Source organism: Stagnimonas sp. FW305-C-60 (assembly GCF_058782965.1).
The window spans coordinates 116,414-142,438 of record NZ_JBYSYF010000005.1 but is presented as its reverse complement, the minus strand read 5'-3'; the positions used below and the strand labels follow the sequence as shown (position 1 = coordinate 142,438).

At 67.4% G+C, this 26,025-nt stretch carries 19 protein-coding genes and 1 tRNA gene; 11 read left to right on the top strand and 9 right to left on the bottom strand.

What is annotated here, in order from left to right; genetic code table 11:
• Positions 1-2 precede the first annotated feature (2 nt).
• Genes AC3WT6_RS14550 through AC3WT6_RS14540 form a run of 3 tightly spaced genes read left to right on the top strand, consistent with a single transcriptional unit; the run spans position 3 to position 2,808 of the window.
• The gene (locus AC3WT6_RS14550) at positions 3-1,667 is read left to right on the top strand and encodes an NAD(P)/FAD-dependent oxidoreductase (protein WP_492654321.1); all 1,665 of its coding nucleotides are present in this window, start codon (positions 3-5) and stop codon (positions 1,665-1,667) included.
• Positions 1,651-2,127, top strand: a complete 477-nt coding sequence (locus AC3WT6_RS14545) for a PaaI family thioesterase (protein ID WP_492654320.1) — start codon at positions 1,651-1,653, stop codon at positions 2,125-2,127. The genes AC3WT6_RS14550 and AC3WT6_RS14545 overlap by 17 nt, the downstream gene beginning before the upstream one ends.
• Before the next feature lie 15 nt (positions 2,128-2,142).
• Positions 2,143-2,808, top strand: coding sequence for a lysoplasmalogenase (locus tag AC3WT6_RS14540; RefSeq protein WP_492654319.1), 666 nt, complete (start codon positions 2,143-2,145; stop codon positions 2,806-2,808).
• A gap of 221 nt (positions 2,809-3,029) precedes the next feature.
• Here the strand turns inward: AC3WT6_RS14540 and AC3WT6_RS14535 are convergent, their stop codons facing one another.
• Positions 3,030-3,605, bottom strand: a complete 576-nt coding sequence (locus tag AC3WT6_RS14535; RefSeq protein ID WP_492654318.1) for a hypothetical protein — start codon at positions 3,603-3,605, stop codon at positions 3,030-3,032.
• 101 nt (positions 3,606-3,706) lie between these two features.
• Here AC3WT6_RS14535 and AC3WT6_RS14530 point away from each other — a divergent pair, with 101 nt between their 5' ends.
• The 4 genes from AC3WT6_RS14530 (at position 3,707) to AC3WT6_RS14515 (ending at position 7,371) form a co-directional block, all read left to right on the top strand.
• Entirely contained in the window at positions 3,707-4,723 is a 1,017-nt protein-coding gene (locus AC3WT6_RS14530; RefSeq protein WP_492654317.1) for an AraC family transcriptional regulator, read from the top strand.
• A gap of 104 nt (positions 4,724-4,827) precedes the next feature.
• A complete protein-coding gene (locus AC3WT6_RS14525) occupies positions 4,828-6,060 on the top strand; it encodes a saccharopine dehydrogenase family protein (protein WP_492654316.1) in 1,233 nt (410 codons plus the stop codon).
• 28 nt (positions 6,061-6,088) lie between these two features.
• On the top strand, positions 6,089-6,994 hold the full coding sequence (locus tag AC3WT6_RS14520) for a DUF808 domain-containing protein (RefSeq protein WP_492654315.1): 906 nt from the start codon (positions 6,089-6,091) through the stop codon (positions 6,992-6,994).
• Positions 6,991-7,371: a DUF4345 domain-containing protein gene (locus AC3WT6_RS14515; protein ID WP_492654314.1), complete on the top strand. Its 381-nt coding sequence runs from the start codon at positions 6,991-6,993 to the stop codon at positions 7,369-7,371. The genes AC3WT6_RS14520 and AC3WT6_RS14515 overlap by 4 nt, the downstream gene beginning before the upstream one ends.
• A 5-nt stretch (positions 7,372-7,376) precedes the next feature.
• Here AC3WT6_RS14515 and yjgA read toward each other — a convergent pair whose 3' ends face one another.
• Both yjgA and AC3WT6_RS14505 read right to left on the bottom strand, forming a co-directional pair.
• A complete protein-coding gene (gene yjgA, locus AC3WT6_RS14510) occupies positions 7,377-7,952 on the bottom strand; it encodes a ribosome biogenesis factor YjgA (RefSeq protein ID WP_492654313.1) in 576 nt (191 codons plus the stop codon).
• A 54-nt stretch (positions 7,953-8,006) separates the two neighbouring features.
• Positions 8,007-9,350: a M12 family metallo-peptidase gene (locus tag AC3WT6_RS14505; protein WP_492654312.1), complete on the bottom strand. Its 1,344-nt coding sequence runs from the start codon at positions 9,348-9,350 to the stop codon at positions 8,007-8,009.
• 482 nt (positions 9,351-9,832) lie between these two features.
• Between AC3WT6_RS14505 and AC3WT6_RS14500 the strand changes: the two genes are divergently transcribed.
• Positions 9,833-11,455: an alkaline phosphatase D family protein gene (locus AC3WT6_RS14500; protein ID WP_492654311.1), complete on the top strand. Its 1,623-nt coding sequence runs from the start codon at positions 9,833-9,835 to the stop codon at positions 11,453-11,455.
• On the opposite strand, the gene AC3WT6_RS14495 is transcribed toward AC3WT6_RS14500, so the two are convergent.
• Complete coding sequence (locus AC3WT6_RS14495) at positions 11,452-12,030, bottom strand: 2'-5' RNA ligase family protein (protein WP_492654310.1); 579 nt, start codon at positions 12,028-12,030, stop codon at positions 11,452-11,454. The genes AC3WT6_RS14500 and AC3WT6_RS14495 overlap by 4 nt on opposite strands.
• A gap of 64 nt (positions 12,031-12,094) precedes the next feature.
• Complete coding sequence (locus tag AC3WT6_RS14490) at positions 12,095-15,592, bottom strand: methylmalonyl-CoA mutase family protein (protein ID WP_492654309.1); 3,498 nt, start codon at positions 15,590-15,592, stop codon at positions 12,095-12,097.
• A gap of 299 nt (positions 15,593-15,891) precedes the next feature.
• On the opposite strand from AC3WT6_RS14490, the gene AC3WT6_RS14485 reads away from it, so the two are divergent.
• The gene (locus AC3WT6_RS14485; protein ID WP_492654308.1) at positions 15,892-17,088 is read left to right on the top strand and encodes a GGDEF domain-containing protein; all 1,197 of its coding nucleotides are present in this window, start codon (positions 15,892-15,894) and stop codon (positions 17,086-17,088) included.
• A 34-nt stretch (positions 17,089-17,122) separates the two neighbouring features.
• Here the strand turns inward: AC3WT6_RS14485 and AC3WT6_RS14480 are convergent, their stop codons facing one another.
• The 3 genes from AC3WT6_RS14480 to AC3WT6_RS14470 all read right to left on the bottom strand — a co-directional run bounded on the left by AC3WT6_RS14480 (position 17,123) and on the right by AC3WT6_RS14470 (position 19,982).
• Positions 17,123-18,610 carry a protein adenylyltransferase SelO gene (locus AC3WT6_RS14480; protein WP_492654307.1) on the bottom strand — a complete coding sequence of 496 codons (1,488 nt, stop codon included), beginning with the start codon at positions 18,608-18,610 and terminating at the stop codon, positions 17,123-17,125.
• Between the two features lie 49 nt (positions 18,611-18,659).
• Positions 18,660-18,735 (bottom strand) — tRNA-Asn (locus tag AC3WT6_RS14475).
• A 65-nt stretch (positions 18,736-18,800) separates the two neighbouring features.
• Positions 18,801-19,982, bottom strand: coding sequence for a pyridoxal phosphate-dependent aminotransferase (locus AC3WT6_RS14470; RefSeq protein ID WP_492654306.1), 1,182 nt, complete (start codon positions 19,980-19,982; stop codon positions 18,801-18,803).
• Between the two features lie 233 nt (positions 19,983-20,215).
• Here AC3WT6_RS14470 and AC3WT6_RS14465 point away from each other — a divergent pair, with 233 nt between their 5' ends.
• Together AC3WT6_RS14465 and AC3WT6_RS14460 are read left to right on the top strand one after the other, a co-directional pair.
• Entirely contained in the window at positions 20,216-21,406 is a 1,191-nt protein-coding gene (locus tag AC3WT6_RS14465; protein ID WP_492654305.1) for an efflux RND transporter periplasmic adaptor subunit, read from the top strand.
• Positions 21,407-21,430: 24 nt separating this feature from the next.
• Positions 21,431-24,649 (top strand): efflux RND transporter permease subunit, encoded by a 3,219-nt coding sequence (locus AC3WT6_RS14460; protein ID WP_492654304.1) that lies wholly within the window; start codon positions 21,431-21,433, stop codon positions 24,647-24,649.
• On the opposite strand, the gene AC3WT6_RS14455 is transcribed toward AC3WT6_RS14460, so the two are convergent.
• The gene (locus AC3WT6_RS14455; protein ID WP_492654303.1) at positions 24,638-25,909 is read right to left on the bottom strand and encodes an Hsp70 family protein; all 1,272 of its coding nucleotides are present in this window, start codon (positions 25,907-25,909) and stop codon (positions 24,638-24,640) included. The two genes, AC3WT6_RS14460 and AC3WT6_RS14455, sit on opposite strands and share 12 nt — an antisense overlap.
• Between the last annotated feature and the right edge of the window lie 116 nt (positions 25,910-26,025).

Sequence of the window (26,025 nt, the reverse complement as noted above, 5' to 3'; positions counted from 1 at the left end):
GAATGTTGCGAATCACCGAACTGAGCCTGCCGCTCGAACACCCGCCCGAAGCCCTGGAAGCCGCCATCCGCCTGCGGCTGGGCTTGCGGCCCTCCGAGGCGCTGGAGTTCAGCGTCTACAAGCGCAGCTACGACGCGCGCCAAAAAAACAGCCAGCTCAGCTTCGTCTACATCCTCGACTGCACGGTGGCCGACGAGGCGGCGCTGCTGGCGCGCCATGCCGGCGACCGTCACATCGGCCCCTCGCCGGATACCGGCTATCACCCGGTCGCTCACGCGCCCGCCGGCTTCAGTCAGCGGCCGGTGGTGATCGGCTTTGGCCCCTGCGGCATCTTCGCGGCGCTGATCCTGGCGCAGGCCGGCTTCAGGCCCATCGTGCTGGAGCGCGGCAAGGGCATCCGCGAGCGCACCAAGGACACCTGGGGCCTGTGGCGCAAGAGCATCCTCAACCCGGAATCCAACGTGCAGTTCGGCGAGGGCGGGGCGGGCACCTTCAGCGACGGCAAGCTCTACAGCCAGGTCAAAGACCCGCGCTACCTCGGCCGCAAGGTGCTGAGCGAGTTCGTGAAGGCCGGCGCGCCGGAGGAAATCCTCTACGTCAACAAGCCGCACATCGGCACCTTCCGCCTCGCCAGCATGGTGATGAAGATGCGTGCCGAGATCATCGCCTTGGGCGGCGAGATCCGCTTTCAGCAGCACGTCACCGATCTGCTGATCGAGGACGGTCAGTTGCGTGGCCTGATGCTCGCCGACGGTCAGCAGATCGAGGCCGAGCACGTCGTGCTGGCGGTGGGCCACAGTGCCCGTGACACCTTCCGCCTGCTGCACCGGCGCGGCGTCTACCTGGAGGCCAAGCCCTTCTCCATCGGCTTTCGCATCGAGCACCCGCAAAGCCTGATTGACCGCGCGCGGCTCGGCCCCTACGCCGGGCATCCGCTGCTGGGTGCGGCCGACTACAAGCTGGTGCATCACGCCAGCAACGGCCGAGCGGTGTACAGCTTCTGCATGTGTCCGGGCGGCACCGTGGTGGCGGCCACCTCCGAGCCGCAGCGCGTCGTCACCAATGGCATGAGCCAGTACTCGCGCAACGAGCGCAATGCCAATGCCGGAATCGTGGTTGGCATTACCCCGGCGGACTATCCGGGCGGCGTCGCCGCCGGCCCGCTGGCCGGCATCGCCTTGCAGGAGCAGCTTGAATCCGGCGCTTACCTGCTGGGCGGCAGCAGCTACCGGGCGCCGGCGCAGCGGGTAGGGGATTTCCTCGCCGCCACGCCGTCCACCGGGCCGGGCAGCGTCGAGCCCAGCTACAAGCCGGGCGTGACCTGGACCGATCTTGCGCCCTCGCTGCCGGACTACGCCATCGCCGCGATCCGCGAGGCGCTGCCGGCGTTCGAGAAGCAGATTCGCGGCTTCTCGATGGCCGATGCGGTGCTCACCGGTGTGGAAACCCGCACCTCGGCGCCGCTGCGCATCACCCGTGGCCCGGACTACCAGAGCCTCAACACCCGTGGCCTCTACCCGGCCGGCGAGGGCGCCGGTTACGCCGGTGGCATTCTTTCCGCCGGCATCGACGGCATCCGCGTCGCCGAGGCCCTGGCGCTGCGGATGACCGGCCAGCCGCTGCCTCCCGAACTCTATTCCCGAGGTCACCATGACCAAGCCCAGTGAGCTGCCGGCGCTGAACCCGAACCCGGCCTACATCGCCGCCGTGCAGGAGAGCGTGCGCACCGCGCCCTACCCGAGCCTGATCGGCATGCGTCTGGCGGCGATGGATTTCGACAGCTGCCGCATCGAGCTGGAGCTGGCCGAGCGGCATCTACAGCCGTTCGGGATCATCCACGGCGGCGTGCTGGCCACACTCATCGACACCGCCACCTTCTGGGCCGGCTTCCTGCGCCTGCCGGAGGACGCCGGGCTGGTCAACGTCGATCTCAAGCTCAACTACCTGAAGGCGGTGAGCCGCGGCAAGCTGCGCGCCGAGGGCCACTGCCTGCGCCCCGGCCGGCAGATCAGCTACACCGAGGCCAGCGTCTACGACGAAGCCGGCGAGCTGATCGCGCACGGCACCTCCACGCTCATGGCCCTGCCTGGCAAGGGTCTGAAGCTGGGCATCCCCAAATTCCTCTAACAAGACTCCTCGCCCATGCTCACCGCACTCACCATCGCCGCCGCTGTCTCCGCTCTGCTCGCCATCACTGCCGAGAGCGCCGGCGCCCAGCGCCACAAGGCTTTCTATGTGCTCAAGCCGCTGACCACCCTGCTGATCCTCGGCATGGCGCTGTGCGGACCGGAGGGCGACTACCGCACGGCGGTCGCCATCGGCCTGGTGCTGTCGATGCTCGGCGACATCTGCCTGATGTTCGCCGGCAACGCCTGGTTTCTCGGCGGCCTGGGCAGCTTTTTGATCGCGCACTTCCTGTTCGTGTGGGCCTATGCCGAGGGCCTGAGCAGCTACGGCGTGCCGGTCTGGTGCTGGGCTGGCGTCGTCTACGGCCTGGGCTTCTTCGCCTGGCTGCTGCCCAAGACCGGCTCGCTGAAAGGCCCGGTGCTGGTCTACGGTCTGGCCCTGATGGGCATGGTGCTGGCCGCCAGCGCCCGCTGGCAGGCCAACCCCAATCTCGGCACCGAACTGGCGATGCTCGGCGCCTTCATCTTCATGATTTCCGACTCCGCTCTGGCGGTGCGCCAGTTCAACGGCGCCTATCGCGGCGCGCAGCCGTTGATCCTCTCGACCTATTGGCTGGCGATTGGGCTGATCGCGCTGTCGGTGACGCTGGAAGGGCCGGGCGGCCAGGTGTTGCCGGGCTGATCTGGCCGATGGGCTCGCGTATGGACAGTCGCGCGGGCCCTCGGTAGCAAGCGTAGGGTGGGCACCAGAAGTAGGCGCCTCTAGGCGAAGCGAAGCGTGCCCACCTAGACCGCGCGAACAAATGGTACGTGGGCTGAAGCAAGCGTAGGGTGGGCAAAGCGAAGCGTGCCCACGTAGGCCACGCGAAAAAGTGGTACGTGGGCTGAAGCCCACCCTACGGCTCAGGCTTTCGCGGTCCGCTTCCCAACGACTCGTCCGTACTTCATCGGGTCCGGTAGCCGCCGCGCCAACCAGCCGGGCAGGTATTGCAGGCCCAGCACATTGCTCTCCCGCGGCGCGTCCGGCATGAACTCGCGGGTGCCCATCACGTAGTCGAACCAGGGTTTGGTGACGCACCAATTTGCGTCGGCGTTGCGGCCCAGGTGGTGGTCGTAGTGCCAGGGCAGGTGCTCGCGCGCCCACTCGGGGTTGTCGTGCGCCTTCTTGTGCAGGTGGTAGTAGTTGCCGGCGCAGTACCAGAGCGTGGCGACGTAGAAGGGCGCAATCGGGAACAGCGGCGCCACCGCGACGGCGGCGGCGATCAGCGACCAGGCTTCCTTGCCCTGCGCATGCCAGCCCAGCGCAAAGCGCCGGTAGTTGGGGTCGTGAAAGGCGTTCTGGCGCACTACCCGATGATGCTCGTGGAAGTGGAAGGCCCAGAAGCTGTTCTTGTTGCGCCCGGCCTCGTGCAGCACGTACTTGTGCATGCCCCATTCGACGGCGTTGGCGGTGATGAGGCCTAGGGGGATCCCGATCATGGCGATGGCTCTTGTGGTGATGACTCCTCGCCGTTGACCATAGCGCTAGCCCGCTCCCCAATCTTGATCGCAGCCACCCCCGACGCATGGCAGTCGAGTCATTGCTCCCGCCGCTCCCGGCCCTGATGTGCGCTCCGGCGGGTATCAGCGCCCGCTACCTGCGGGAGCTGTTGCCGGCCGATCCGCCGCCGTCGCTGCTGGCCGATGCCGGCATCGATGCTGCTCGTCTCCGCGCGGACGAGCACTATCGGGTGCCGCTGTACCAGGCCTATGCGCTGCTGGATCAGGCGCTGGCGGCGCAGGCCGACCCGCTGCTGGCGCTGCGGCAGGCGCGGCAACTGAGCCTCAAGGCCTATCCCTGGCTGGGGCTGAGCCTCTTGGCCAGCACCGACCTGGGCACCGGCCTGGCACGGCTGATCGAACTGGAGCCCCTGGTCTGGGACGGTAGCCGCATCGAGCTGAGCGTCAACGGCACCTCGGCCAGCCTGCGCTGGCTGCCGCTGTACCCGATCCCACCGGCAGTGATGGAGCTGGCCCTGGCCGGCTGGGTGTTGCTGGCGCCGGCGCTGGCCGGAGTGCCGGCTGGCGAGCTGCGTCTGGGCTTCGCGCACGCGGCGCGGGCGCCGCTGCCGGCTTACCGCGAGCTGCTCGGCTGCGAACCGCTGTTCGACCAGACCGAGACCGCGCTGCACTTCCCAGCCGAGTGGCTGCGCCGCGAGCTGAAGCTGGCCGACCCCTCCGCCGCCGACTGGGTGCTCGCCGAGGCCCGGCGCCGCCTGGCCGAGGGGCCGTTGAGCTGGCGGCTGGAACTGCGCCTGCGGGCCGCCAGCTTTGCCGCGCTGCCGGGCGAGCTACCGGAGGCGGCGGCGCTGGCAGATGCCGTGGGCCTGAGCGCGCGCGGCTTGCGCGAGCGCCTGCAGGCGCAGAACCTTAACCTGCGCGCCTTGCAGGACGAGGTGCGCCGTGACGCCGCCTGCTGGTGGCTGCGGCACGGCCAGGCCGACCTGGCCGAGATCGCCCAGGCCTGCGGATTTTCCGAGCAGAGCGCCTTTCAGCGGGCCTTCCGGCGCTGGACCGGGTGCACGCCGGCCGTGTGGCGGCAGAGCCAGGCCGGCTGAGCCCCGCGTCGGCACCGGCCGCCGCTATGCTTGCCGGCATTCCGCATTCCGCATTCCGCATTCCGCATTCCGCATTCCGCATTCCGCAATTGAGCGAGTCCCCTATGAGCAGCCCCCGCTTTCACTTCGTGGTCTACGGCGCCACCAGCTTCGTCGGCCAGATTCTGAGCCGCTATCTCTACGGTCGGCACGGCGTCGGTGGCGCGGTGCAATGGGCCATCGCCGGCCGCTCCAGCGCCAAGCTCCAGGCGCTGCGCAGCAGCCTGGGTGAGGGCGCGGCGGAGTTGCCGATCCTGCTCGCCGAGGCCAGTGACGAGGTGGCGCTAAAGGCGATGTGCGACAGCACCCGAGTGGTGGTTTCCACCGTCGGCCCTTACGCGCTCTACGGCTCGCCGCTGGTGAAGGTCTGTGCCGAAACCGGCACCGACTACTGCGACCTCACCGGCGAGGTGCAGTGGATACGCCGCATGATCGAGGCCTACGAGCCCGCCGCCCGCAAGAGTGGCGCGCGCATCGTCCACTGCTGCGGCTTCGACTCCATCCCCTCCGATCTCGGCGTGCACTACCTGCAAGCCGAGGCGCAGCGCCGCTTTGGTGCGCCCTGCACGCGGGTGAAGCTGCGCATCCGCAAGCTGCGCGGCGGCTTCTCCGGCGGCACCGTCGCCAGTCTGATGAACGTGATGCGGGAGATCGGCGAGGATCCGGCACTGCGCAAGATCATGGCCGACCCGTATTCCATCGTGCCCGGTGGCGGTGCCGGCAAGCCGCGCCAGCCGGAGGTGATGTTCGCGCAGTACGACGACGAAGCCGGTAGCTGGCTCGCGCCCTTCGTGATGGCGGGCATCAATACCCGCGTGGTGCAGCGCTCCAACGCGCTCAAGGGTGATGCCTACGGCCAGAGCTTCCAGTACGACGAGGCGATGATGACCGGCCCCGGCTTCAAGGGCCGCCTGACCGCCACCGGCGTCGCGCTGGGGCTGGGCGGCTTCGTCGCCGCCGCCGCTCTGCCGCCCAGCCGCTGGCTGCTGGAAAGCTATGTGGTGCCCAAGCCGGGCGAGGGCCCGACGCCGGAACAGCAGGAGAAGGGCGGCTACGACTTCCGCTTCTACGGCCGCACCGCCGCCGGCCAGACCCTGAAGGTGAAAGTGACCGGCGACCGCGATCCCGGCTACGGCTCCACCGGCAAAATGCTCGGCGAGGCCGCCGCCTGCCTGGCGCTGGATCGTCCCAAGTCGGCGCTCGCCGGCGGCTTCTGGACTCCGGCCACGGCACTGGGCGACGCGCTGATCGAGCGCCTGCAACTGCACGCCGGGCTGCGTTTCGAAGTGCTGCCTTGAGGTTGTAGCTCGCTTTCCGGATACGACTATGGCCTCCAGCCTGTTGCTCCTGCTAGACGACATCGCCAGCGTCCTCGACGACGTGGCGGCGATGACCAAGCTCGCCACCAAGAAGACCGCCGGAGTGCTGGGCGACGATCTCGCGCTCAATGCCCAGCAAGTGGCCGGTGTCAGCGCCGACCGCGAGTTGCCGGTGGTCTGGGCGGTAGCCAAGGGCTCGGCGCTGAACAAGCTGATTCTGGTGCCGGCGGCGCTGGCGATCAGCGCGCTGCTGCCCTGGCTGATCACCCCGCTGCTGATGCTGGGCGGCGCCTTTCTCTGCTACGAGGGTTTTGAAAAGCTGGCGCACAAGTTTCTGCACAGCCGTGCCGAGGAGGCTCAGCACCACCAGGAACTGGTGCAGGCGGTGGCCGATCCGGCGGTGGATCTGGTCGCCTACGAGCGCGACAAGATCAAGGGTGCGGTGCGGACCGACTTCATCCTCTCCGCCGAGATCGTGGTGATCTCGTTGGGCACGGTGGCCGGCGCCGGCTTCTGGCAGCAACTGGCGGTGCTGGCCGGCATCGCCGCGATCATGACCGTGGGCGTGTACGGCCTGGTCGCCGGCATCGTCAAGTTGGATGACGCCGGCCTGCACCTCAGCCGCCGCGCCAATGCGTTCGCGCAGGCCCTGGGGCGCGGCCTGCTGCGGCTGGCGCCCTGGCTGATGAAGCTGCTCTCGGTGCTCGGCACCGCGGCGATGTTTCTGGTCGGCGGCGGCATCCTCGTGCACGGTCTGCCCTGGCTGCATCACGTCCTGGAAGCGCTGCCGGCGCCGGGCTGGCTGGCGCCGGTGCTGCCGACCCTGCTGAACGCGCTGGTAGGCGTACTGGCGGGGGCCTTGGCGCTGGCTTTGCTTCGGCTGGTTCAGGGTCTGCGCGGCTCGGCGGCATGAGTTGGCTGGCGGCGGCCTACCTCTGGGGCAATGCCGCGACCTATCTCGGCTTCGGCCTTTGGTGCGCGGCGCGGTCGGGACAAACCTCGCAAGCGCTGGGCTATGCGCAGCTCTCGGCGGCAGGGCGCGGTGAGTTTCTGAGCATATATGGCGGGCTGGAACTGGGGCTGGCGACGATCTTCGCCGCGCTCGCATGGCATCCGGAGCTGCACCACCTGGGGCTGTGGCTGGGCGTGATGCTCTACGGTGGCATCGTCCCCTTTCGCGCCTACAGCCTGTGGCGTTACCGGATACGCGTGCCGATGGTGCTGGGCCTGGCGCTAGGCGAACTGATCTTCCTGCTGCTGTCCCTGGGCCTGCTCCTCGCGCGCGGCTGAGCGCTTCAGTCCGGCGGCAGCGCCGCCGCGTCCACCACCGCGCGCAGGTGCTGGAACAGTTCCTTGTAGTAGCGGCCCTTGCTGGCCGGCTTGCCGCTGAGCTCGGCCTCGGCCAGGGCGGCGGCCTCTTCCTTGCGGGCATTGCGCACCAGGGCGCGCAGGGTGCGCGTGTCGCCGGTGGGATAGCGGCTGAACCACTCGGTGATCGCGCCGTCGTCGCTCAGCAAGCGGTCGCGCCAGCGGGCGATTTCCGGAAAGCCGCGCGCGGCTTGTTCCTTGCCGTGCTGATAGTCGCTGAGCAGCTTGCGGAAGGCGACGCTGTCTTCATCGCGCAGCAGCTTGCCGATGAACGAGGCCTGGCGCTTGCGCGCGCTCAGATTGGTGATGCGCTGCAGTTCCTGAAAGGCCTCGCGCAGGCGCTCGTCCATCTCGATGCGGGCAAAGCGGTCGGCCGGCAGTTCCAGCAGGGCCAGACCCAGCTCCTGCAGGTCGAGCATCTCGATCTTCACCGAGGTCTTGCTGGGGCCGAGGTTCTCTTCCTCCAGGCCTTCGGTCTCGATGTCGTAGCGGAAGCGGGTCATGGTGGCTGGCGGCGGCGATACGGGGCTGCATGATAAGGCCGCCATCGACTGGACTCAGCCCCGCCGATCCCGCCGACCCCGCCGCCACGCGACCAAGCCGAGCAGCAGTGAGCTGCAGATGGTCCACGCGCCGCCGGAGCCGCTGTTCGCTGCATCGCCTCCCATGGCCGCGCCGGTGCCGGACTTGCTACGGTAGGCGGCGACGTAAGGGGCTGCCTCGGCCATGGCGCGTGCGTTGTCGGCCTGACTAGCTTCCACGCCTTCCAGCCCCACGATGCCGCAAGGGACTCCGTCCAGAGACCGGCGCGGATTCGTGATCAGTTCACTGCGCCCGCCGCCGGGTCCGACTCCGAGGGACCACATCATCGAGAAATAGCGCACCCCATTCGCGTCCAAGCAGGGCGCCGCATGGGAATAGGGCTTCCAGTAGGCGAATCCGGTGGAGCCGACATAATCATGCCCGCCTCCCAGGGAGTGCCCCAGTTCGTGCGCGAAGGTGTCGTCGAAGCAGGCGCTGCCGCCGCTGGCATCGGGCGCGATACCGACGACATTGAAGGCATCGCGCGCGGTGTCGATGTCGGTGGGCGGGTCGCTGCGCTGGAAGTTGTTGAATCCGGAGCTTAGCCCGCAGAGATCGGCGTTGCCGTCCTGAGAACGCATCAGCACCACGAGGTCAGCGGCGTAGCGATCACGGAGATTGGCGGCGCTCTTGCTGGCGGCGAGAGCGGCGAGATTGTCGTAGAAGCCGCTGTCCTCGTGGGTGTCGGTGAAGACCGCTGTTCCGGCAAGCGAGTAACGCACGGGGACGGCGCTGGTTTCCATGTAGGCGCTGGCGAGGAAGACCAGGCGCTGGGCTTCCTCATCGACCATGCTTGGGGCGATCCGCTGCTCATACTGCGGCGTGTACAGGACCAGCACGCTGACCTCGTAGTTGCCGTCGACCCCAGCCTCGCCCCGAGCCGGTGCCTCGATGGCGCCGGGCGCAGTCGGCGTGCGCAAGGCGTCGCCACGGCTCGTCGATCCACTGGCAGGCACCCAGTAACTGCGGCCCTGATGGCTGACCAGTTGGTAGTGTTGTCCGCCACGGTAGGCGTCGGCGCTCAGAATGCGGTCGCCGCTGACCATGGCGTAGAAGCGGACGTTACCGCTCGTTGTACGTGCCACCGTGCCGACCAGGCCGTTAGCGAATGTCTCGCGGCGGGCGTCAGACAGCGAAGTCGGGGCGCTGCCGGGCAAGTCGAGCTCTATGGTCTGGCCAGGTGCCGCCAGAACGGTGGAGTTCAGTCGCGAGGCCACTGCGGTAGGCGGCAGTGTTGGTCGGTCGGGCAGCGCGTTGGCGGATTGCTGGACACACAGCATGGCTGCAATGGCGAGGCAGCCTCGGAGTAAGCATTTCATCAGTGAATTTCCCTTTGATTGTTCGTGTGATACGGCTCCCAAGCCGCATCGAATGCCGCACAAGCGTCAACGCAATAAAGGCCCAATGGTGGACGTCGTATCTCCCTTCAGGGGCCGATTCATCCGGTAATGCGGCCACGGACACCGTGGAGGGGGTGCGGTGAATGCGCTGTCGCTGAAGGGGGGCGCGTTTTTGCTGCGTGCTACGGCGTGTACCACATGCCGGACCAGGATCCGCGCGAGGGCAGCGGTATGTTCGTGTCCTTCCGAGGTCGGCCGCTGCACACCCGGAATCGGTTCGGGTGGCTCGTGCGGGAGCTGGGTGCGCCGGTGTAGTACTGGCGGGGCTACAAGCGTTTCCGTCGCCGGCTCAAGGGCGTGCCCGACTCCACGCGTGTAGCTGATCGGTTCGGGCGCTCCGTCACGGAGCTGCCATCTGCAACGACGAGACTGCGTAGCTCTCTGATCCACCCGCCGTCGCCATGCCGCCCGTCTCCCGCCGCGACCTCCTCAAGGCCGCTGCCGCCGCCAGTCTGGCGCCGCTGCTGTCGGCCTGTGGCGAGAGCGACTCGCCGCCCGCCGAGGTGCCCACCTCCGGCGGCCAGTTCCTGCACGGGGTGGCCAGCGGCGACCCTCTGAGTGATGCGGTGATCCTCTGGACGCGTCTGACGCCGGACGATCCGACGGCACAGGAGCTGCCAGTGGATTGGTTGCTGGCCCTGGATCCGGAGCTGAGCCAGGTGGTGCAGCGCGGAACCGGCCTGGCCAGCGCCAGCAGCGACTACACGCTGAAGCTGGACCTGCGGGGCTTGTCGCCGGGGCAGACCTATTACTACCGGTTTCGAAGCGGCGCGCAGCGCTCGCCCTTGGGCCGCACCCGTACTGCGCCCCAAGGGCCGGTTGAGGGCCTGCGACTGGGGGTGGTGACCTGCGGCGACTACGCGCGCGGCCTGTTCAATGCCTACCGGCGGGTGGCCGAACGCGAGGACTTGCAGGCGGTGCTGCACCTGGGCGACTACATCTACGAGAACGGCCGCCTGGAGGACGTGCGGCCCCAGGTGCCGCCCTACGAGATCGTCAGTCTGGCCGACTACCGCCTGCGTTACGCCACGCTGCGCGGCGATGCCGATCTTCAGGAACTGCACCGCCAGCATCCGATGATCTGGGTCTGGGACGATCACGAACTCGCGAACAATGCCTGGAAGGGCGGCGCCGATGCGCACGACCCGACGACGCAGGGTGATTTCTTCGCCCGCCGCGCCGCGGCTTTCCAGGCGGCCCACGAGTGGATGCCGATCCGCACGCCGGACCGCACCGACCTGGCGCGCATCTACCGCCGCTTCGTGTTTGGTGATCTGGTCGACCTGTTGATGATCGACGCCCGCCAGGTCGGCCGCGACCAACCGGCGGCGCCCAACACCCTGTTCGGCGAGACGGTGCCGGTGTTCACCCAGAGCGGCGATTTCGCCGACGAGTCGCGCCATCTCCTTGGCGCCGAGCAGGAGCAATGGCTGGTCGGCGCCCTGGGCGCGAGCACGGCGCGCTGGAAGCTGCTCGGCAACCAGGTCTACTTCTCACCGCTGAAGCTGCTGGGCTTTCCTCGTGCCAGCGGTCTCAGCCTGTTTCTCAGCAATGACAAATGGGACGGCTACGAGCCGGCCCGCGACCGGGTGCTGGCCGCCATCGCCGAGGCCGGCAATGTCGTGATCCTCACCGGCGACGCGCACGAGGCCTACGCCTTCGATGTGAGCGACGACCCGAACAACCCGCTCGCCTACAACCCACTGACCGGCGAGGGCTCGAAGGCGGTGGAGTTCGTGGTCACCTCCACCAGCACGCGTGGCGACGGCGTGGTCGGCGATTCGCTGAGCGCCCAGTTGCAGCGGCTGCCGGACAATGTCGAGCAGTTGCTGCGACTGACCAATCCGCACCTCAAGTACTACAACAACTCCCTCAACGGCTACACCGTGCTCGATATCGACGCCGAGCGGGTGCAGGCGGAATTCTGGTTTGTGCCGCTGGTGAGCCAGCCCACGGATGAAGAGTCACTGGGCGCGGTGTTCCGCTGCGACCACGGCAGCAACCGGCTGACGCAGCTCAGCTAGTCGAACCGCCACTCCGCCAGGCATTCGTAGTCCGGCCGACCGGGAACGCTGTGCAACAGCGCCAGACGGTCGACGCTCCAGTTCAAGGGCTCGACCGGCCTCGGCTCCGCGAGTGGCCGTGGCAGATAGGCGAGGGTGATGTGCGGAGTGAAAGCCTGGCGGCCGAGTTGCTTGCCCAGGCCTTCGAGAATCAGCGCCTCGCGCAGGCTCTCCCACAGGGCGCGCAGTTCCGGCGGGTCCGTGGCGCCGCGCAGGATGCAGGGGTGCTGGCCGCGGCCGTGGAAGCTGTCGATGCGGTCCGGGCTCCAGATGAAGGGCCGCAGCGGCAGTCTGGCAACGGCGCGCCGGGCCGCCAACTCGAAGGTCGCCAACGCCTCCGGTGCCAGGGCGTAGTGGTGCAGGGTGGCGTGGTAGCGGACCGGGCTCACCCAGCGTCCAGCGGACGGCAGCGTGGTCCGCAATTGCTGCGCCAGCGCGCTCAGTCGCTCGCGGGTCGCCAGGTCTGGCCAAAGCGCGAAGAAGACGCTCTGTGGTTCCGGCGCACCGCCGAGATCGAGCCCGAGCTGCGCGCTCAATGCAGCCACCGCCCGGTCGGCATCGCACTCGCACTCACGGGCTGGTCTTGCTCCTGCCTGCGCCCTACATATTGCGCCGGTACTCGCCGCCCACCTCGTAGAGCGCGTGGCTGATCTGGCCGAGGCTGTTGGTCTTCACCGCCTCCAGCAGCGACTCGAAGATGTTCCGGCGCTCGCGGGCGGTCTTCTGCAGCTGCTTGAGGCTGTCCGGCGCGATGCCGTTGCGGTTGGCGCGGTAGCTGGCGACGTTGTTGATCTGCTGCGCCTTCTCCTCCTCGGTCGAGCGGATCAGCTCGATGGTGGTGGCGATCTCGCCACCGTGGTCCTTGGGCAGGAAGGTGTTGACGCCGATCAGGGGCAACGAGCCGTCGTACTTCTTGTGCTCGTAGTACAGCGACTCTTCCTGGATCTTGCCGCGCTGGTACATGGTGTCCATCGCACCGAGCACGCCGCCGCGCTCGCTGATCGCCTCGAACTCCTTGTAGACGGCCTCTTCGACCAGATCGGTGAGCTGGTCGATGATGAAGCTGCCCTGCCAGGGGTTTTCGCAGAAGTTGAGGCCCAGCTCGCGGTTGATGATGAGCTGGATCGCCACCGCGCGACGCACCGAGTCCTCGGTGGGCGTGGTGATCGCCTCATCAAACGCATTGGTGTGCAGCGAGTTGCAGTTGTCGAACAGCGCGTAGAGCGCCTGCAACGTGGTGCGGATGTCGTTGAACTGGATCTCCTGCGCGTGCAGCGAACGGCCGGAAGTCTGGATGTGGTACTTCATCATCTGGCTGCGCGCCGAGCCGCCGTAGCGCTCCTTCATGGCGCGCGCCCAGATGCGGCGGGCGACGCGGCCGATGACGCTGTACTCCGGGTCCATGCCGTTGCTGAAGAAGAAGCTCAGGTTGGGCGCGAAGTCGTCGATCCGCATGCCGCGCGCGAGGTAGTACTCGACAAAGGTGAAGCCGTTGGCCAGCGTGAAGGCGAGCTGGCTGATCGGGTTCGCCCCGGCTTCGGCGATGTGATAGCCCGAGATCGACACCGAGTAGAAGTTGCGGACCTTGCGTTCGACGAAGGACTGCTGGATGTCGCCCATCATCCGCAGCGCGAATTCGGTCGAGAAGATGCAGGTGTTCTGCGCCTGGTCTTCCTTGAGGATGTCGGCCTGCACGGTGCCGCGCACCGTCGACATGGTCTCGGCCTTGATCCTGGCATAGGTCTCGGCGTCCACGAGCTGGTCGCCGGTGACGCCGAGCAGGCCCAGGCCCAGACCGTTATTGGTCGGCGGCAGCTCGCCGGAGTAGACCGGGCGGGTCTTGCCCTGGAACAGCGCGGCGATCTTCTTCTCGGCTTCGGCCCAGCGGGCGGCGTCGGCCTTGAGGTACTTCTCCACCTGCTGGTCGATGGCGCAGTTCATGAACATCGCCAGAATCATCGGCGCCGGACCGTTGATGGTCATCGACACCGAGGTGCTCGGCGCGCAGAGGTCGAAGCCCGAATAGAGCTTCTTCATGTCGTCGAGGGTGGCGATGCTCACGCCCGAGTTGCCGATCTTGCCGTAGATGTCGGGGCGGGTTTCCGGGTCTTCGCCGTAGAGCGTCACCGAGTCGAAGGCGGTGGAGAGGCGGGTCGCCGAACCGGACTGCGAGAGGTAGTGGAAGCGGCGGTTGGTGCGCTCCGGCGTGCCTTCGCCGGCGAACATGCGGATCGGGTCTTCGCCGACGCGGCGGTAGGGATAGATGCCGGCGGTGTAGGGATAGCCGCCCGGCAGGTTTTCCTTCAAGAGGAAGCGCAACAGCTCGCCCCAGCTCTCGAAATGCGGCGCGGCGACCTTGGGAATCTTCGAGTGCGAGAGCGACTCGACATAGTTCTCGCCCTTTACCGCCTTGCCGCGCACTTCGTAGGTGTAGTGCGTATCGGTGACGCCCTTGAGCCGCTCCGGCCATTCGCGCAGCAGCTCGATGGAGTCCTTGCTGAGTTGTTGCAGCGCGCTCTGGTAGCGCTGTCGCAGGGTGAGCAGGGAGCGGTCGGGCTGGGCGGACTGTAGGGTGGGCTTCAGCCCACCGTCTTCAGGCGCGTGGGCTGAAGCCCACCCTACGAGATCCTCTTGCGCGTAGAGGTCGAGCGGCTTCGGCAGCTTGGGGTCGGCCAGTTCGCTCAGGGCCTCCCACATCGACTGCGCCTTGTTGGCGGCTTCGTCCTGCGATTCGGCGGCCTGGTTGATCTGCCGGCCCTGCTCGGCGATTTCGGCCAAGTAGCGGGTGCGGTTGCCGGGGATCAGTACCGTGGCGCGCGGTTCCTTCAGGCTGGTGTCCAGCTCCGGTGTCCACTTCGCCTCCGGCAGGTGCAGCTTGGCGCGCAGCAGGCGGCAGAGGTTGGCAAACATCCAGGTCACGCCCGGATCGTTGAACTGGCTGGCGATGGTCGGGTAAACCGGCACCTCCTCATCGCGCAGCTGGAAGGCGACGCGGTTGCGCTTCCACTGCTTGCGCACATCGCGCAGCGCGTCTTCGGCACCGCGCTTGTCGTACTTGTTGATGATCACCAGCTCGGCGTAATCGATCATGTCGATCTTTTCGAGCTGGCTGGCGGCGCCGTACTCGCTGGTCATCACATAGACCGGAAAGTCCACCAGATCGACGATCTCGGAGTCGGACTGGCCGATGCCGGCAGTCTCGACGATCACCAGGTCATAGCCCTGGCCGCGCAGGAAGCCCACGCAGTCCTTGAGCACGGTGTTGGTCGCCGCGTGCTGGCGGCGGGTCGCCATCGAGCGCATGAAGACTCGTTTATTACGCAGCGAGTTCATGCGGATGCGGTCGCCCAGCAAGGCACCGCCGCTGCGGCGGCGGGTGGGGTCGACCGCCAGCACGGCGATGCGCATGGTCGGGAAGGCTTCCAGAAAGCGCAGCAGCAGCTCGTCCACCACGCTGGACTTGCCGGCGCCGCCGGTGCCGGTGAAGCCGATGACCGGCGTGCCCTTGCCGGCCAGCTCCCAAGTTTTGCGCAGCTTGGCCAGCTCAGCTTCGCCAAGCAGGCCTTCCTCGATGGTGGAGAGCATCTGGCCGACGCTGATCTCGTCGTCGACGCTGATCTTGCCCGGCACCCGGGTTTCGAGGCGCTGCTGATGGGCACGCTCGATCAGGTCGTCGATCATGCCGGTGAGGCCCAGCTTGGCGCCATCGTTGGGGTGGTAGATGCGCTCCACGCCCTGGCTGTGCAGCACCGCGATCTCCTCCGGGGTGATGGTGCCGCCGCCGCCGCCGTAGACGCGGATATGGCTGGCGCCGCGCTCGGCCAGCATGTCCACCATGTACTTGAAGAACTCGTTGTGGCCGCCCTGGTAGCTGGAGAGCGCGATGCCGTCGGCGTCTTCCTGCAGGGCGGCGCGGACGATGTCCTCGACGCTGCGGTTATGGCCCAGGTGGATCACCTCGGCACCCTTGGCCTGGATCAGCCGGCGCATCACGTTGATGGCGGCGTCGTGGCCGTCGAACAGGCTGGCGGCGGTGACAAAGCGCAGTGGCGTGGTGCTGGCAGCCGCCTCGGGCTGCGGTTCTACTTTGGCGTGCATTTCTGGGCGTCTCCTCGAGGGTGCGCAGTATACGAATCGGGCCGCCCCGACTCTTCATCCAAAAGGCCTACAGCCAGTCTGACTCCGGTCTCAGAACTGGGACGCCGGTTGTCGCATAGTCGGTCTTCAAGCCTTGCCCGGCCCTGATGGGCAAGGTACAAGGGAGGCAAGGGACGTTGTCAGCCATCCAAGCCAACAAGAGTGCGGAGGCCGGCTGCAAGGATGTGAAAGGGGGGTTTATGGGGTCGTGGTTCTCGCGAATCTGGAGACAGCCGTCGGTCGTTGTCGACGAGTTTCAGGTGCCGGCCGGGCGCTACGCCGAGCAGCGCGCGCGTGGTTTCGTGCTGCTGCGCTTCGTCGATGACCTCGAGCACGACTACCAACGCAGCTTCGTGCAGCTCAATGCCAGCGGCCTGCGTGCCGCCCAGGTGCTGGGCATTGCCGCCATCCTCGCCTTCATCGTCATCGACTACCTGAGCCTGCGGCTGTCGCCGCCACTGGTGTATCAGGTGCTGTGCCTGGTCTCGGTGCCGGCCCTGCTGGTGCCCTTGCTTACCACCTACCAGGAGCAGGGCTCGATCCAGCAGCAGCGCGCGGCCTTCGTTTCCGCGCTGGTTCTGGGACTGTCGGTGGCCTGGACCATCTGGTACGGACGCCAGCAGGTGCCCGACTATCCGATGCAGGCGCTGCTGGTGGTGACCGCTTACCTGTATTTCCTGTCCGGCCTGCTATGGGCGCAGGCGGTATTTTGCGGTGCCCTGGTTTGGGTGGCGTTCTTCCTGCCGCTGGCCTTGCAGGGTGGGGCGTCGGAGCAGAGGCTGGTCTACGAGGCCTTCTACCTGTTGCTGGGCAACGCCGTCGGCGTGGTGGGGCGCTATCTGGCCGAATACCAGGACCGCCGGCAGTTTCTGATGCGCCTGGAATTGCGCCAGCTCGCCGAGTACGACGCGCTTACCGGACTGCGCAACCGCCGTGCCTTCGGGCACCGCGCGCAGATGGCCTGGTCCCTGGCCGCCCGCGAGCACAAGTCGGTGTCGCTGCTGATTCTCGACCTCGATTTCCTCAAGCGCATCAACGATCAGCACGGCCATCTCACCGGCGACGACTGCCTACGCGAGGTGGCGGAAGCGCTGCGCGGCCTCACCCGCCGGCCGATGGACGTCGCCAGCCGCTTTGGCGGCGACGAGTTCGTGGCGCTCTGGTACGACGCCGACCCGCAGTGGATCGAGCAACTGGAGCTGGCGCTGCGTCAGCAGCTGGACCTGCGCCAGGGCCTGTCGGCGCAGGTGGAGCGCCTGAGTGTGACCGGTGGCGGTGTGCGCTGCTGGCCGAATCCCCGGGTGAGCCTGCAGGACGCCCTATCGGCCGCCGACCAGCAGCTCTACGGCGGCAAGGAACGCGGCCGCGGGGTGATCAACTGGAGCCAGTTGCAGGAGCCCGAGGCGGAGCTGCCGACCGCCGCCGCTGCGGCCGCTGCGGTCCGGCTGCGGGTCTAGCCCGCAGGGCCTCCCGCCGCCGGCCGCCGGCAGCTCAGGATGAACAGCTGACCGCGATCTGCCGGAGCTCCGCTGGCGGCTCGGCCGCCAGGTCCTCCGCTCCCGTTTGCTCGGTGTAGGGCCGGGTCAGCACCCTGCGCAGCCGTTCGGTATAGCCGTAGTCGCCCGCCTCGGCGCGCTCGATCGCGGTCTGCGCCAGATGGTTGCGCAACAGGTACAGCGGGTTCACCGCATTCATTCGCAACGCCCGCGCGGCGTCATCCGAGTTCTCGGCGCGCAATCTCTGCCGGTAGCCGATCACCCAGGCGTCGTAGCCGGTGGGATCGGCGAGGTGATCGCGGCCGGGGTCGGGAGTCTCGGCCTGGCTGTCCAGCGCAGCTAGCCGGCGGAAGCTCAGACTGAAATCGGCGCGGCTGCGGTGCAACAGGCTCAGATAGCGGTTGATGAGCTCCGGATCGCCCTCGCGCGCCTCGACCAGCCCCAGCTTGGCGCGCCAGCCGGCAACGGCGGCCTCGGCGTAGGCGGGGCCGTAGTGGTCGAGGATGCCGGTGGCGATCTCCACCGCCGTCTCGCTGCGTTCAGAGAGCAGCGGCAGGCAGGCGTTGAGCAGCTGCGCGCAGTTCCACTGGCCGATGCTGGGCTGCTGCTGGTAGGCGTAACGGCCGCCCTCGTCGGAGTGATTGCAGATGTGCCCGGCGTCGAAGGCGTCGATGAATCCGAAGGGGCCGTAGTCCAGGGTCAGCCCCAGAATCGAAAAATTGTCGGTATTCATCACCCCGTGGCAGAAGCCCACGCACTGCCAGCGCGCCATCAGCCGGGCGGTGCGCTGCACCACTTCGGTCAGCCATAGGCGATAGCGCTCGGGTTGCTCGGCCAGCTCGGGGTGATGGTGGGCGATGGCGGCGTCGGCGAGCAGGCGCAGCCAGTCCTCGCGCTCCTGCGAGCGGCACCATTCGAAGTGCCCGAAGCGCAGATGGCTGGGCGCCAGGCGGGTGAGGATCGCCGCCGGCTCCAGGGTTTCGCGGCGCACCGGCAAGGGGCTGGCGACCACCGCCAGCGCACGGGTGGTGGGGATGCCCAGCCCGTGCATGGCTTCCGAGGCCAGAAACTCGCGCAGGCTGGAGCGCAGCACCGCGCGGCCGTCGGCATGGCGCGAGTAGGGCGTGGGGCCGGCGCCTTTCAGCTGTATCTCGTAGCGCGCACCATCCGCGCTGGCCAGCTCCCCCAGCAGCATCGCCCGGCCATCGCCCAGGCGGCCGGCCCAGACCCCGAACTGGTGACCGGCATAGGCCGTAGCGGCCGGCTCGGCACCGGGCCAGGCCTGGTTGCCGGCCAGGGTCGCGATGAAGTCGGCCTGCTCCGGCAGCGCCGGGTCCAGGCCCAGCATGGCAGCTGCTTCCGGGCTGTAGGCCACCAGCTGCGGCTCCGGCACCGGCCGTGGCTGCACCGGCGAAACCAGCTCCGGCGGCCAAGCCGCCAGCTGGCGGTCGGCGCGCAGCGCCGGCAGCTCAAGCGCGCTCATGGCAGCGCCGAAAACAAAAAGACCCCAGCCGCGGCTGAGGTCTGCAATATGGCTCCGTGACCAGGACTCGAACCTGGGACCCAGTGATTAACAGTCACTTGCTCTACCGACTGAGCTATCACGGAATGACTCGGTAAGGGCGCGCATTGTAGTGAGCGCCCCACACGGCTGCAAGCCATAAAACCCGGCTCTAGCCGGCCAGCGCCTTGATCCGCGCGACGCTGCCCGTCAGCACCTTGTCGCTGGTGGCAAAGGACAGCCGCACATGGCCCGGCGCGCCAAAGGCGGAGCCGGGAACCAGCGCAACCAGGGCTTCGTTGAGCAGCTTGTCAGACAGTTCCAGATCGGTGGCGCAGCCGAGCCTGGCCATCAGGCCTTCGACGTTGGGGAACACGTAGAAGGTGCCGTCGCCGGGCAGGCAGCTCACGCCGGGGATGCTGTTGAGGTCGGCCACCAGCTTGTCGTGACGGGCCTTGAACACCAGGCGCATCTCCTCGACGCAGGACTGGTCGCCGGCCAGCGCCGCTTCCGCCGCCACCTGGGCGATGGAGTTGGGGTTGCTGGTGGACTGGCTCTGGATGTCGGTCATCGCGGTGATCAGCTTGGCCGGGCCGCAGGCCCAGCCGATGCGCCAGCCGGTCATCGAATAGGTCTTGCTCACCGCGTGGATCACCACGGTGCGGTCGTAGAGGTCCGGGCAGGCGTTGACGATGTTGCTGTAGGGCTCGTCGGTCCAGAGGATCTTCTCGTACATATCGTCGCTGGCGATCAGCACCTGCGGGTGCCGGCGCAGCACTTCACCCAGCGCCACCAGCTCGGCCTTGGTGTAGGCCATGCCGCTGGGGTTAGAGGGGCTGTTCAGGAAGATCATGCGGGTGCGCGGGGTGATCGCGCGCTCCAGCTGGGCCGGAGTGATCTTGAAGCGGGTGGAGGCGTGGGTTTCCAGGATCACCGGGGTGGCGTCGGCGAGCAGCACCATGTCCGGGTAGCTCACCCAGTAGGGCGCCGGGATGATCACCTCGTCGGTGGCGTTCAGATACGCCATGCAGAGGTTGTAGCAGCTCTGTTTGCCGCCGCAGGACACCAGCACCTGGTTGGGCTTGTAGTCCAGGCCGTTGTCGCGCTTCATCTTGTCGATGATGGCCTTCTTCAGGCTGGGCGTGCCGCCCACCGCGGTGTACTTGGTGAAGCCTGCCTCGATCGCCTTCTGCGCCGCCGCCTTGATATGGGCAGGGGTGTCAAAATCGGGTTCGCCGGCACCTAGGGAAAGCACATCCTTGCCCTGTGCTTTCAGCTCGGCCGCCTTGGCGGTGACGGCAAGGGTGGGGGACGGCTTGATGCGGCCGACGCGCTGGGCGAGGCTCAGTTCCACGGGGGTCTCCAGGGCTGCTGCGGGAAAAAGCGCGCAATGATACGCAAACCCGGCCCGCGCGGCTGCCCCGGTCGGCGACTGGCGACGGCTTTCGGGCGGACATGAAAATGTTTTCAAACGCCGGGATGATCCCGAGCATCGTAGGGTTCGATCGCGGATGGCTGCACGACGCGACGCATCAATTACAAGGCATTAACCCGCCGTAACGGCGAACGAGACAGGGACGACCCAAGATGACTCCGGATTTTTCGCGCAGCCCACGGCGCGCCTCGCCGATTAAATGGATTTTGCTGCTGCTGGTGGCGGCGGTAGTGATCGGGTTCTTCCTCTTCAAGCCCTCGACGGCCACGCCCACGGCCGAGGCCGAGGCAAAGACCAAGGCGGACGCCGCCGCCCTGCCGCTGGAACTCTCGCCCAGCGACTACGCCACGGTGGAGCCTCGGCCTCTGGTGCGGCGTCTGCCCTTGTCTGGTTCGCTGACGCCGCTGGTGCAGACCACGATCAAGGCCAGGGTGTCTGGCGAGCTGCTGTCGGTGGAGGTGCGCGAGGGCATGGCGGTGCAGCGCGGCCAGATGCTGGCGCGCATCGACACCCGTAATCAGCAGGCCCAGGTCGCCAGCCAGCGCGCGGGTCTGGAAAAAGCCAAGGCCGACCTGGCCCTGGCCAAGCTCAATCTGGAGAACAACCAGCGCCTGTTGGAAAAGAACTTCATCGCTCAGAACGTGCTCGACACCTCGCAGAGCACCTACGAGTCGGCGGTGGCCAATGTGAAGCTGGCGGAGGCGCAGTTGCAGCTGGCCGAGATCGGCCTGCACGACGCGGTGGTGCGGGCACCGTTCGCGGCGGTGGTGTCGCGGCGCCTGGCCGAGCCGGGCGAGAAGGTATCGGTGGACAGCCCGCTGCTGGGCCTGGTGGACCTCGCTCATCTCGAGTTGCAGGCGGCGGCACCCGCTACCGAGGTGCCGCTGGTGAAACCGGGACAGATCGCCGAGGTGCGCGTGGATGGCTTCGGCGACCGCCGCTTCAAGGCGCGGGTGGAGCGCATCAATCCAGCGGCCGAGCAGGGCTCGCGCTCGATCATGCTCTACCTCTCGCTGGACAACGCCGAGGGCCTGCTCAAGGGCGGCATGTTTGCGCAGGGCGAGCTGGTGATCGAGCAGTCGGCGCCGGCGCCGGCGATCCCCTTGGCGGCGGTGCGCAGCGAGGCGGGGCTGGACTACGTGCTCGCCATCGTCGACGGCAAGCTGGTGCAGACCCCGGTGAAGCTGGGTCTGCGCAGCGAGGACGCGGCCCTGGTGGAGGTGCGTGAAGGCTTGGCGGTGGGCGCCCAGGTGCTGGTCACCAAGGCGGAAAATCTCAAGCCCGGTGCTGCTGTGCTGCTCAAGGCCGCCACGGCCGGAGCAGCTGCGGCGGGCGGCCACTAAGACCGCGCGCCAGGGAGGCTGCCCATGTGGATCACTAAAACCAGCATCAACCAGCCGGTCTTCGCGACCATGGTGATGCTCGCCCTGCTGGTTCTGGGGGTGTTCTCGTACAACCGGCTGCCGGTGGAGCAGATGCCGGATGTCGCCAACCCGATGGTGTTTGTCGCGCTGACCTATCCCGGCGCCTCGCCGGAGGCGATCGAAAACGACCTGATCCGTCCGATCGAAAACGTGGTGAATACGGTCAGCGGCATCAAGCGCATCTACGGCACCGCGCGCGAAGGTGTCGGCTTTCTCAGCATCGAGTTCCGCCTCGATGTCGACGTCGCCGCCACCGCGCAGGAAGTGCGCGACAAGATCGCCGACATCCAGCCGAGTTTCCCGCGCGAGGCGAAGACGCCGCTGGTGAGCCGCACCAATGGCGATCCCAACCAGCAGCCGGTGATCAATCTGGCGGTGTATTCCGACAGCCGCACCCTGCGCGAGGTTTCGACGCTGACCGAACAGATCATCGCCAAGCGCCTGCAAAGCTCGCCCGGCGTCGGCAATGTGCAGCTGAGCGGCAGCGTGGTCCGGCAGGTGCAGGTCTTCCTCAAACCGGAGGCGCTGCGCAGCTATGGCGTCGGCGTGGACGAGGTGGTGGCGGCGATCCAGGCCGCCAACCAGGATCTGCCCGCCGGTAGCATCACCCGGGGCTCCACCGAGCAATTGGTGCGCATCGAGGGTCGCATCAAGACCCCGGCCGAGTTCGGGCGGATCATCGTCGCCACCCGTGGCGGCGCGGTCTATCTGCAGCAGGGCGGCGTGCCGATCCACCTCGACCAGGTGGCCGAGATCGTCGACGGCGAGGCGGAGGAGACCTCCATCGCCCGCGTCAACGGCAAGCGCTCCATCGGCATCAATCTCTACAAGGTGCAGAACGCCAACATCGTCGAGATGGGCGAGGGCGTGAAGCAGGCGCTGGAGGACTTGAAGAAGCGGCTGCCGGAAGACGTGCATGTGGTCACCGTCTATTCCAATGCCGACTCGATCCGTGACTCGCTGAACAGCGTCAAGGAGACCATCTTCGAGGGCGCGCTGCTGACGGTGTTCATCGTCTTCCTGTTCCTGCACTCCTGGCGCTCGACGGTGATTACCGGCCTGACCCTGCCGATCTCGGTACTGGCCACCTTCATCGTCGTCTACGCGCTGGGGTTCACCCTCAACTTCCTCACCCTGATGGCCTTGAGCCTTTGCATAGGTCTTTTGATTGACGATGCCATCGTGGTGCGCGAGAACATCGTCCGCCATCTGGGCATGGGCAAGAGCCATCGGCAGGCGGCGAGCGAGGGTACCGAGGAGATCGGCCTGGCGGTGATGGCGACCACCTTCGCGATCCTGGCGGTGTTCGTGCCGGTCGCGTTCATGAGCGGCATCATCGGCAAGTACTTCTTCCAGTTCGGCATCACCGTGGCGGTGGCGGTGCTGGTGTCGCTGTTCGTCAGCTTCACGCTCGATCCCATGCTGTCCTCGGTCTGGCGCGATCCACCCGGCAACCGCTTCAAGTACCTGCCCTGGCTGGGCCGGCTGATGGCGGGCATCGAACATCTCATCGAAGCCACCCACCGCGTCTATGGCCGCCTGCTGGAGGCCGCCTTGTCGGAGCGGCGCCGGCGGGTCTGGCTGCCGATCTTCGGCCTGGTGCACGCGGCGCGTAGCCTCGACTGGCGGCAGATCGGCACCATCAGCAACCGTGGCATCACGCTATGGCTGGCGGCGGCGATCTTCTTCGGCAGCTTCCTGATCGTGCCAATGCTGGGTTCGGAGTTCATACCGGAAGAGGACCAGGGCTTCACTTCCCTGCGTCTGGAAACCCCGCTCGGCTCCAGCCTGGAATACACCGACGCCAAGACCCGGCAGGTGGAGGCGCTGCTCAAGGACTTTCCGGAAATCGAGCTGGTCGACACCCAGGTCGGCACCGACGAGGGCAAGAACTACGCGCGCATCAACCTCAAGCTCACCGACCTCAATCAGACGCATCGACGCCCGCAGAAGGACATCGAGGCCAACCTGCGCGAGCGCATCGCCCGCATCGCCGGCATCAAGCTCTCGGTCGGCTTCGACAAGCCGATCTTTGTATCGGTGCTGGGGCCCGACGCCACCCGGCTGAGCGAAATCTCGCAGGAGCTGATGGCGAAGATGGCGAAGATCCCCGGCATCGCCGATCTTGAAAGCAGCGAGAAGGGCGCCAACCCGACCCTGGCGGTGCGCATCAACAACGAGCTGGCCAACGATCTCGGCCTCACCAATGCCCGCATCGGCAGCGCCCTGCGGCCGCTGGTGGCCGGCGACCAGATCAGCCACTGGCTGGGGCCGGATGGTCAGGACTACGACGTGATCGTGCGTCTGCCGCAGGATCAGCGCCGCATCGCCAGCGATCTCGGCGAGCTGTCGCTGACCAGCAACCGTCTCGACGCCAACGGCCTGCCGCTGCTGGTGCCTTTGCGCCAGGTCGCAGAGTTCGTGCAGACCGCCAGCCCGCAGCAGATCAAGCGCCAGGATCTGCAACGTCGCGTCTCGCTCTACGCTGGCGCGGTGGGGCGACCGTCTGGCGACGTCGGCAAGGATGTCGAGAAGCTGATGGCGGATACCAAGCTGCCTCCCGGCTACCGCTTCGACGTCGGCGGCCAGCAGCAGGACATGAACGAGTCCTTCGCGGCGGCGATGGCGGCCCTGGGGCTGGCGGTGATCTTCATCTATATCATCCTCGCCTCGCAGTTCGGCAGCTTCATGCAGCCGGTGGCGATCATGGCCTCGCTGCCGCTGTCCCTGGCCGGCGTGTTCATCGCGCTGCTGGTGACCAACACCACGCTGAACCTGTTCTCGATGATCGGCTTCATCATGCTGATGGGCCTGGTCACCAAGAACGCCATTCTGCTGGTGGACTTCGCCAACCACGGCATCCGGGCCGGCTTGAGCTTGCACGAGTCGCTGCTCAGGGCCGGGCAGGTGCGCCTGCGGCCGATCCTGATGACCACCCTGGCGATGATCTTCGGCATGATGCCGATGGCCATTGGCGGTGGCAGCGGCGGCTCCACCATGGCGCCGATGGGGCGCGCGGTGATTGGCGGCATCATCACCTCCACCCTGCTGACTCTGGTGGTGGTGCCGGTGCTCTACACCTATCTCTATGCCTTCGGTGAGCGCGCCAAGCGCTGGTTTGGCGCGCCGCCGGATGCGGAGGGTGCGACGCTACCGCACTGAGGCTTTCTTGCCGCCGAACAGCATGCCGGCATAGACGCCGAGACCGCGGGCGACGCTGGCAAAAGGGTCGCCCATCACGGTCTCGGCTTCGCCTACCGCGGTGGCGATGGCGGCGCGCAGCGCGCGCACGCCGGTGGAGCCGCCGGTGAAGTAGATCGCGTCCAGCCCGCCGGGTGCGACGCCGGCCAGCCGCAGGGTTTCGCGGGCGGTCTCGGCGATGCTGCCCACTGCCTTGCCGATGGCGCCGTTCAGGCGGGCTTCGTCGACTTCGGCCGACAGCGCCATTTCGATGAAGTCGAGCGGAATCCGGGTGCTGCCGCCGTTGGCGACCGCGACCTTGGCGTCTTCCACCAGGCCGGCGATGCGATGGCCCTCGCGCTCGCGCAGCACCCGCATCAGCCGCGCGTGCAGGCGCTCGTCGGCGTAGAAGGGGCGCAGGGTCTCGGCCTGCGCCAGCTCGCGCGGCGTGTACAGAAAATTGATCTTGTGCCAGGTCGCCAGCTCGAAATAGGTATGCGCCGGTACCGGCTTTCCGGTTTCCCCCAGGCTGCCCAGGCCCAGGCAGGGCATGGCGGTGACCAGGCTCAGCTGCTGGTCGAAGTCGGTACCCGCGAGGTGCACGCCGGCGCTGGCCAGCACGTCGGTGCTGCGGTCCTCGCGGCCGGCGCGGCCGGGGCCGAGCCGCACCAGCGAGAAGTCGGAAGTGCCGCCGCCGATGTCGGCGACCAGCACCAGGGCTTCGCGTTCCAGCTTGGACTCGTAGTCGAGCGCGGCGGCGATCGGCTCGTACTGGAAGCGCACCTCGGTGAAGCCGACTTCGCGGGCGATGTCGGCCAGGGTGGCCTCGGCGAGCTGGTCGCGCTCCGGATTGTCATCGACGAAATGCACCGGGCGGCCCAGCACCACCGGCCCCACCGGACCCTTGGCCTGCACCTCGGCGGCGGCCTTCAGATGGGCGAGGAACTGGCCAATGATTTCCCGGTAGGCCAGCGGCCGGCCGTTGACCAGGGTGGTTTCGCCGAGCAGCTCGCTGCCGAGCAGGCTCTTCAGCGAGCGCATCAGTCGGCCGCCGTAGCCGGACTGGTATTCGGCCAGGGCCTGGCGGCCGAAAGCGGTGTGGTGCTCGTCGGCGTTGAAGAACACCGCGGTGGGCAGGGTGTCCTTGCCCTGCTCCAGCGGCACCAGCCGGCGTTTCTGCTTGATGCCCAGGCAGACGGCCGAGTTGGAGGTTCCGAAGTCGATGGCGGCGTAGGCGGTCATGGGGAAGCGGAACGAGGCCGCGGGCCAAAAAAATGGCCGCGGAGTCTACCCCTTGGACCGTCGGGCGCCTAGCGCGGGCAGGCGAGCAGGCCAGCCACACCCCGGCTTTAAGGCAA

Excerpts from the sequence above, each read along its gene's own strand:
- AC3WT6_RS14490 (WP_492654309.1), bottom strand. The coding sequence starts at position 15,592 with ATGCACGCCAAAGTAGAACCGCAGCCCGAGGCGGCTGCCAGCACCACG.
- AC3WT6_RS14480 (WP_492654307.1), bottom strand. The coding sequence starts at position 18,610 with ATGAGCGCGCTTGAGCTGCCGGCGCTGCGCGCCGACCGCCAGCTGGCG.
- AC3WT6_RS14500 (WP_492654311.1), top strand. The coding sequence starts at position 9,833 with ATGCCGCCCGTCTCCCGCCGCGACCTCCTCAAGGCCGCTGCCGCCGCC.
- AC3WT6_RS14520 (WP_492654315.1), top strand. The coding sequence starts at position 6,089 with ATGGCCTCCAGCCTGTTGCTCCTGCTAGACGACATCGCCAGCGTCCTC.
- AC3WT6_RS14545 (WP_492654320.1), top strand. The coding sequence starts at position 1,651 with ATGACCAAGCCCAGTGAGCTGCCGGCGCTGAACCCGAACCCGGCCTAC.
- yjgA (WP_492654313.1), bottom strand. The coding sequence starts at position 7,952 with ATGACCCGCTTCCGCTACGACATCGAGACCGAAGGCCTGGAGGAAGAG.
- AC3WT6_RS14525 (WP_492654316.1), top strand. The coding sequence starts at position 4,828 with ATGAGCAGCCCCCGCTTTCACTTCGTGGTCTACGGCGCCACCAGCTTC.
- AC3WT6_RS14540 (WP_492654319.1), top strand. The coding sequence starts at position 2,143 with ATGCTCACCGCACTCACCATCGCCGCCGCTGTCTCCGCTCTGCTCGCC.
- AC3WT6_RS14460 (WP_492654304.1), top strand. The coding sequence starts at position 21,431 with ATGTGGATCACTAAAACCAGCATCAACCAGCCGGTCTTCGCGACCATG.
- AC3WT6_RS14455 (WP_492654303.1), bottom strand. The coding sequence starts at position 25,909 with ATGACCGCCTACGCCGCCATCGACTTCGGAACCTCCAACTCGGCCGTC.
- AC3WT6_RS14465 (WP_492654305.1), top strand. The coding sequence starts at position 20,216 with ATGACTCCGGATTTTTCGCGCAGCCCACGGCGCGCCTCGCCGATTAAA.
- AC3WT6_RS14550 (WP_492654321.1), top strand. The coding sequence starts at position 3 with ATGTTGCGAATCACCGAACTGAGCCTGCCGCTCGAACACCCGCCCGAA.
- AC3WT6_RS14515 (WP_492654314.1), top strand. The coding sequence starts at position 6,991 with ATGAGTTGGCTGGCGGCGGCCTACCTCTGGGGCAATGCCGCGACCTAT.
- AC3WT6_RS14535 (WP_492654318.1), bottom strand. The coding sequence starts at position 3,605 with ATGATCGGGATCCCCCTAGGCCTCATCACCGCCAACGCCGTCGAATGG.
- AC3WT6_RS14505 (WP_492654312.1), bottom strand. The coding sequence starts at position 9,350 with ATGAAATGCTTACTCCGAGGCTGCCTCGCCATTGCAGCCATGCTGTGT.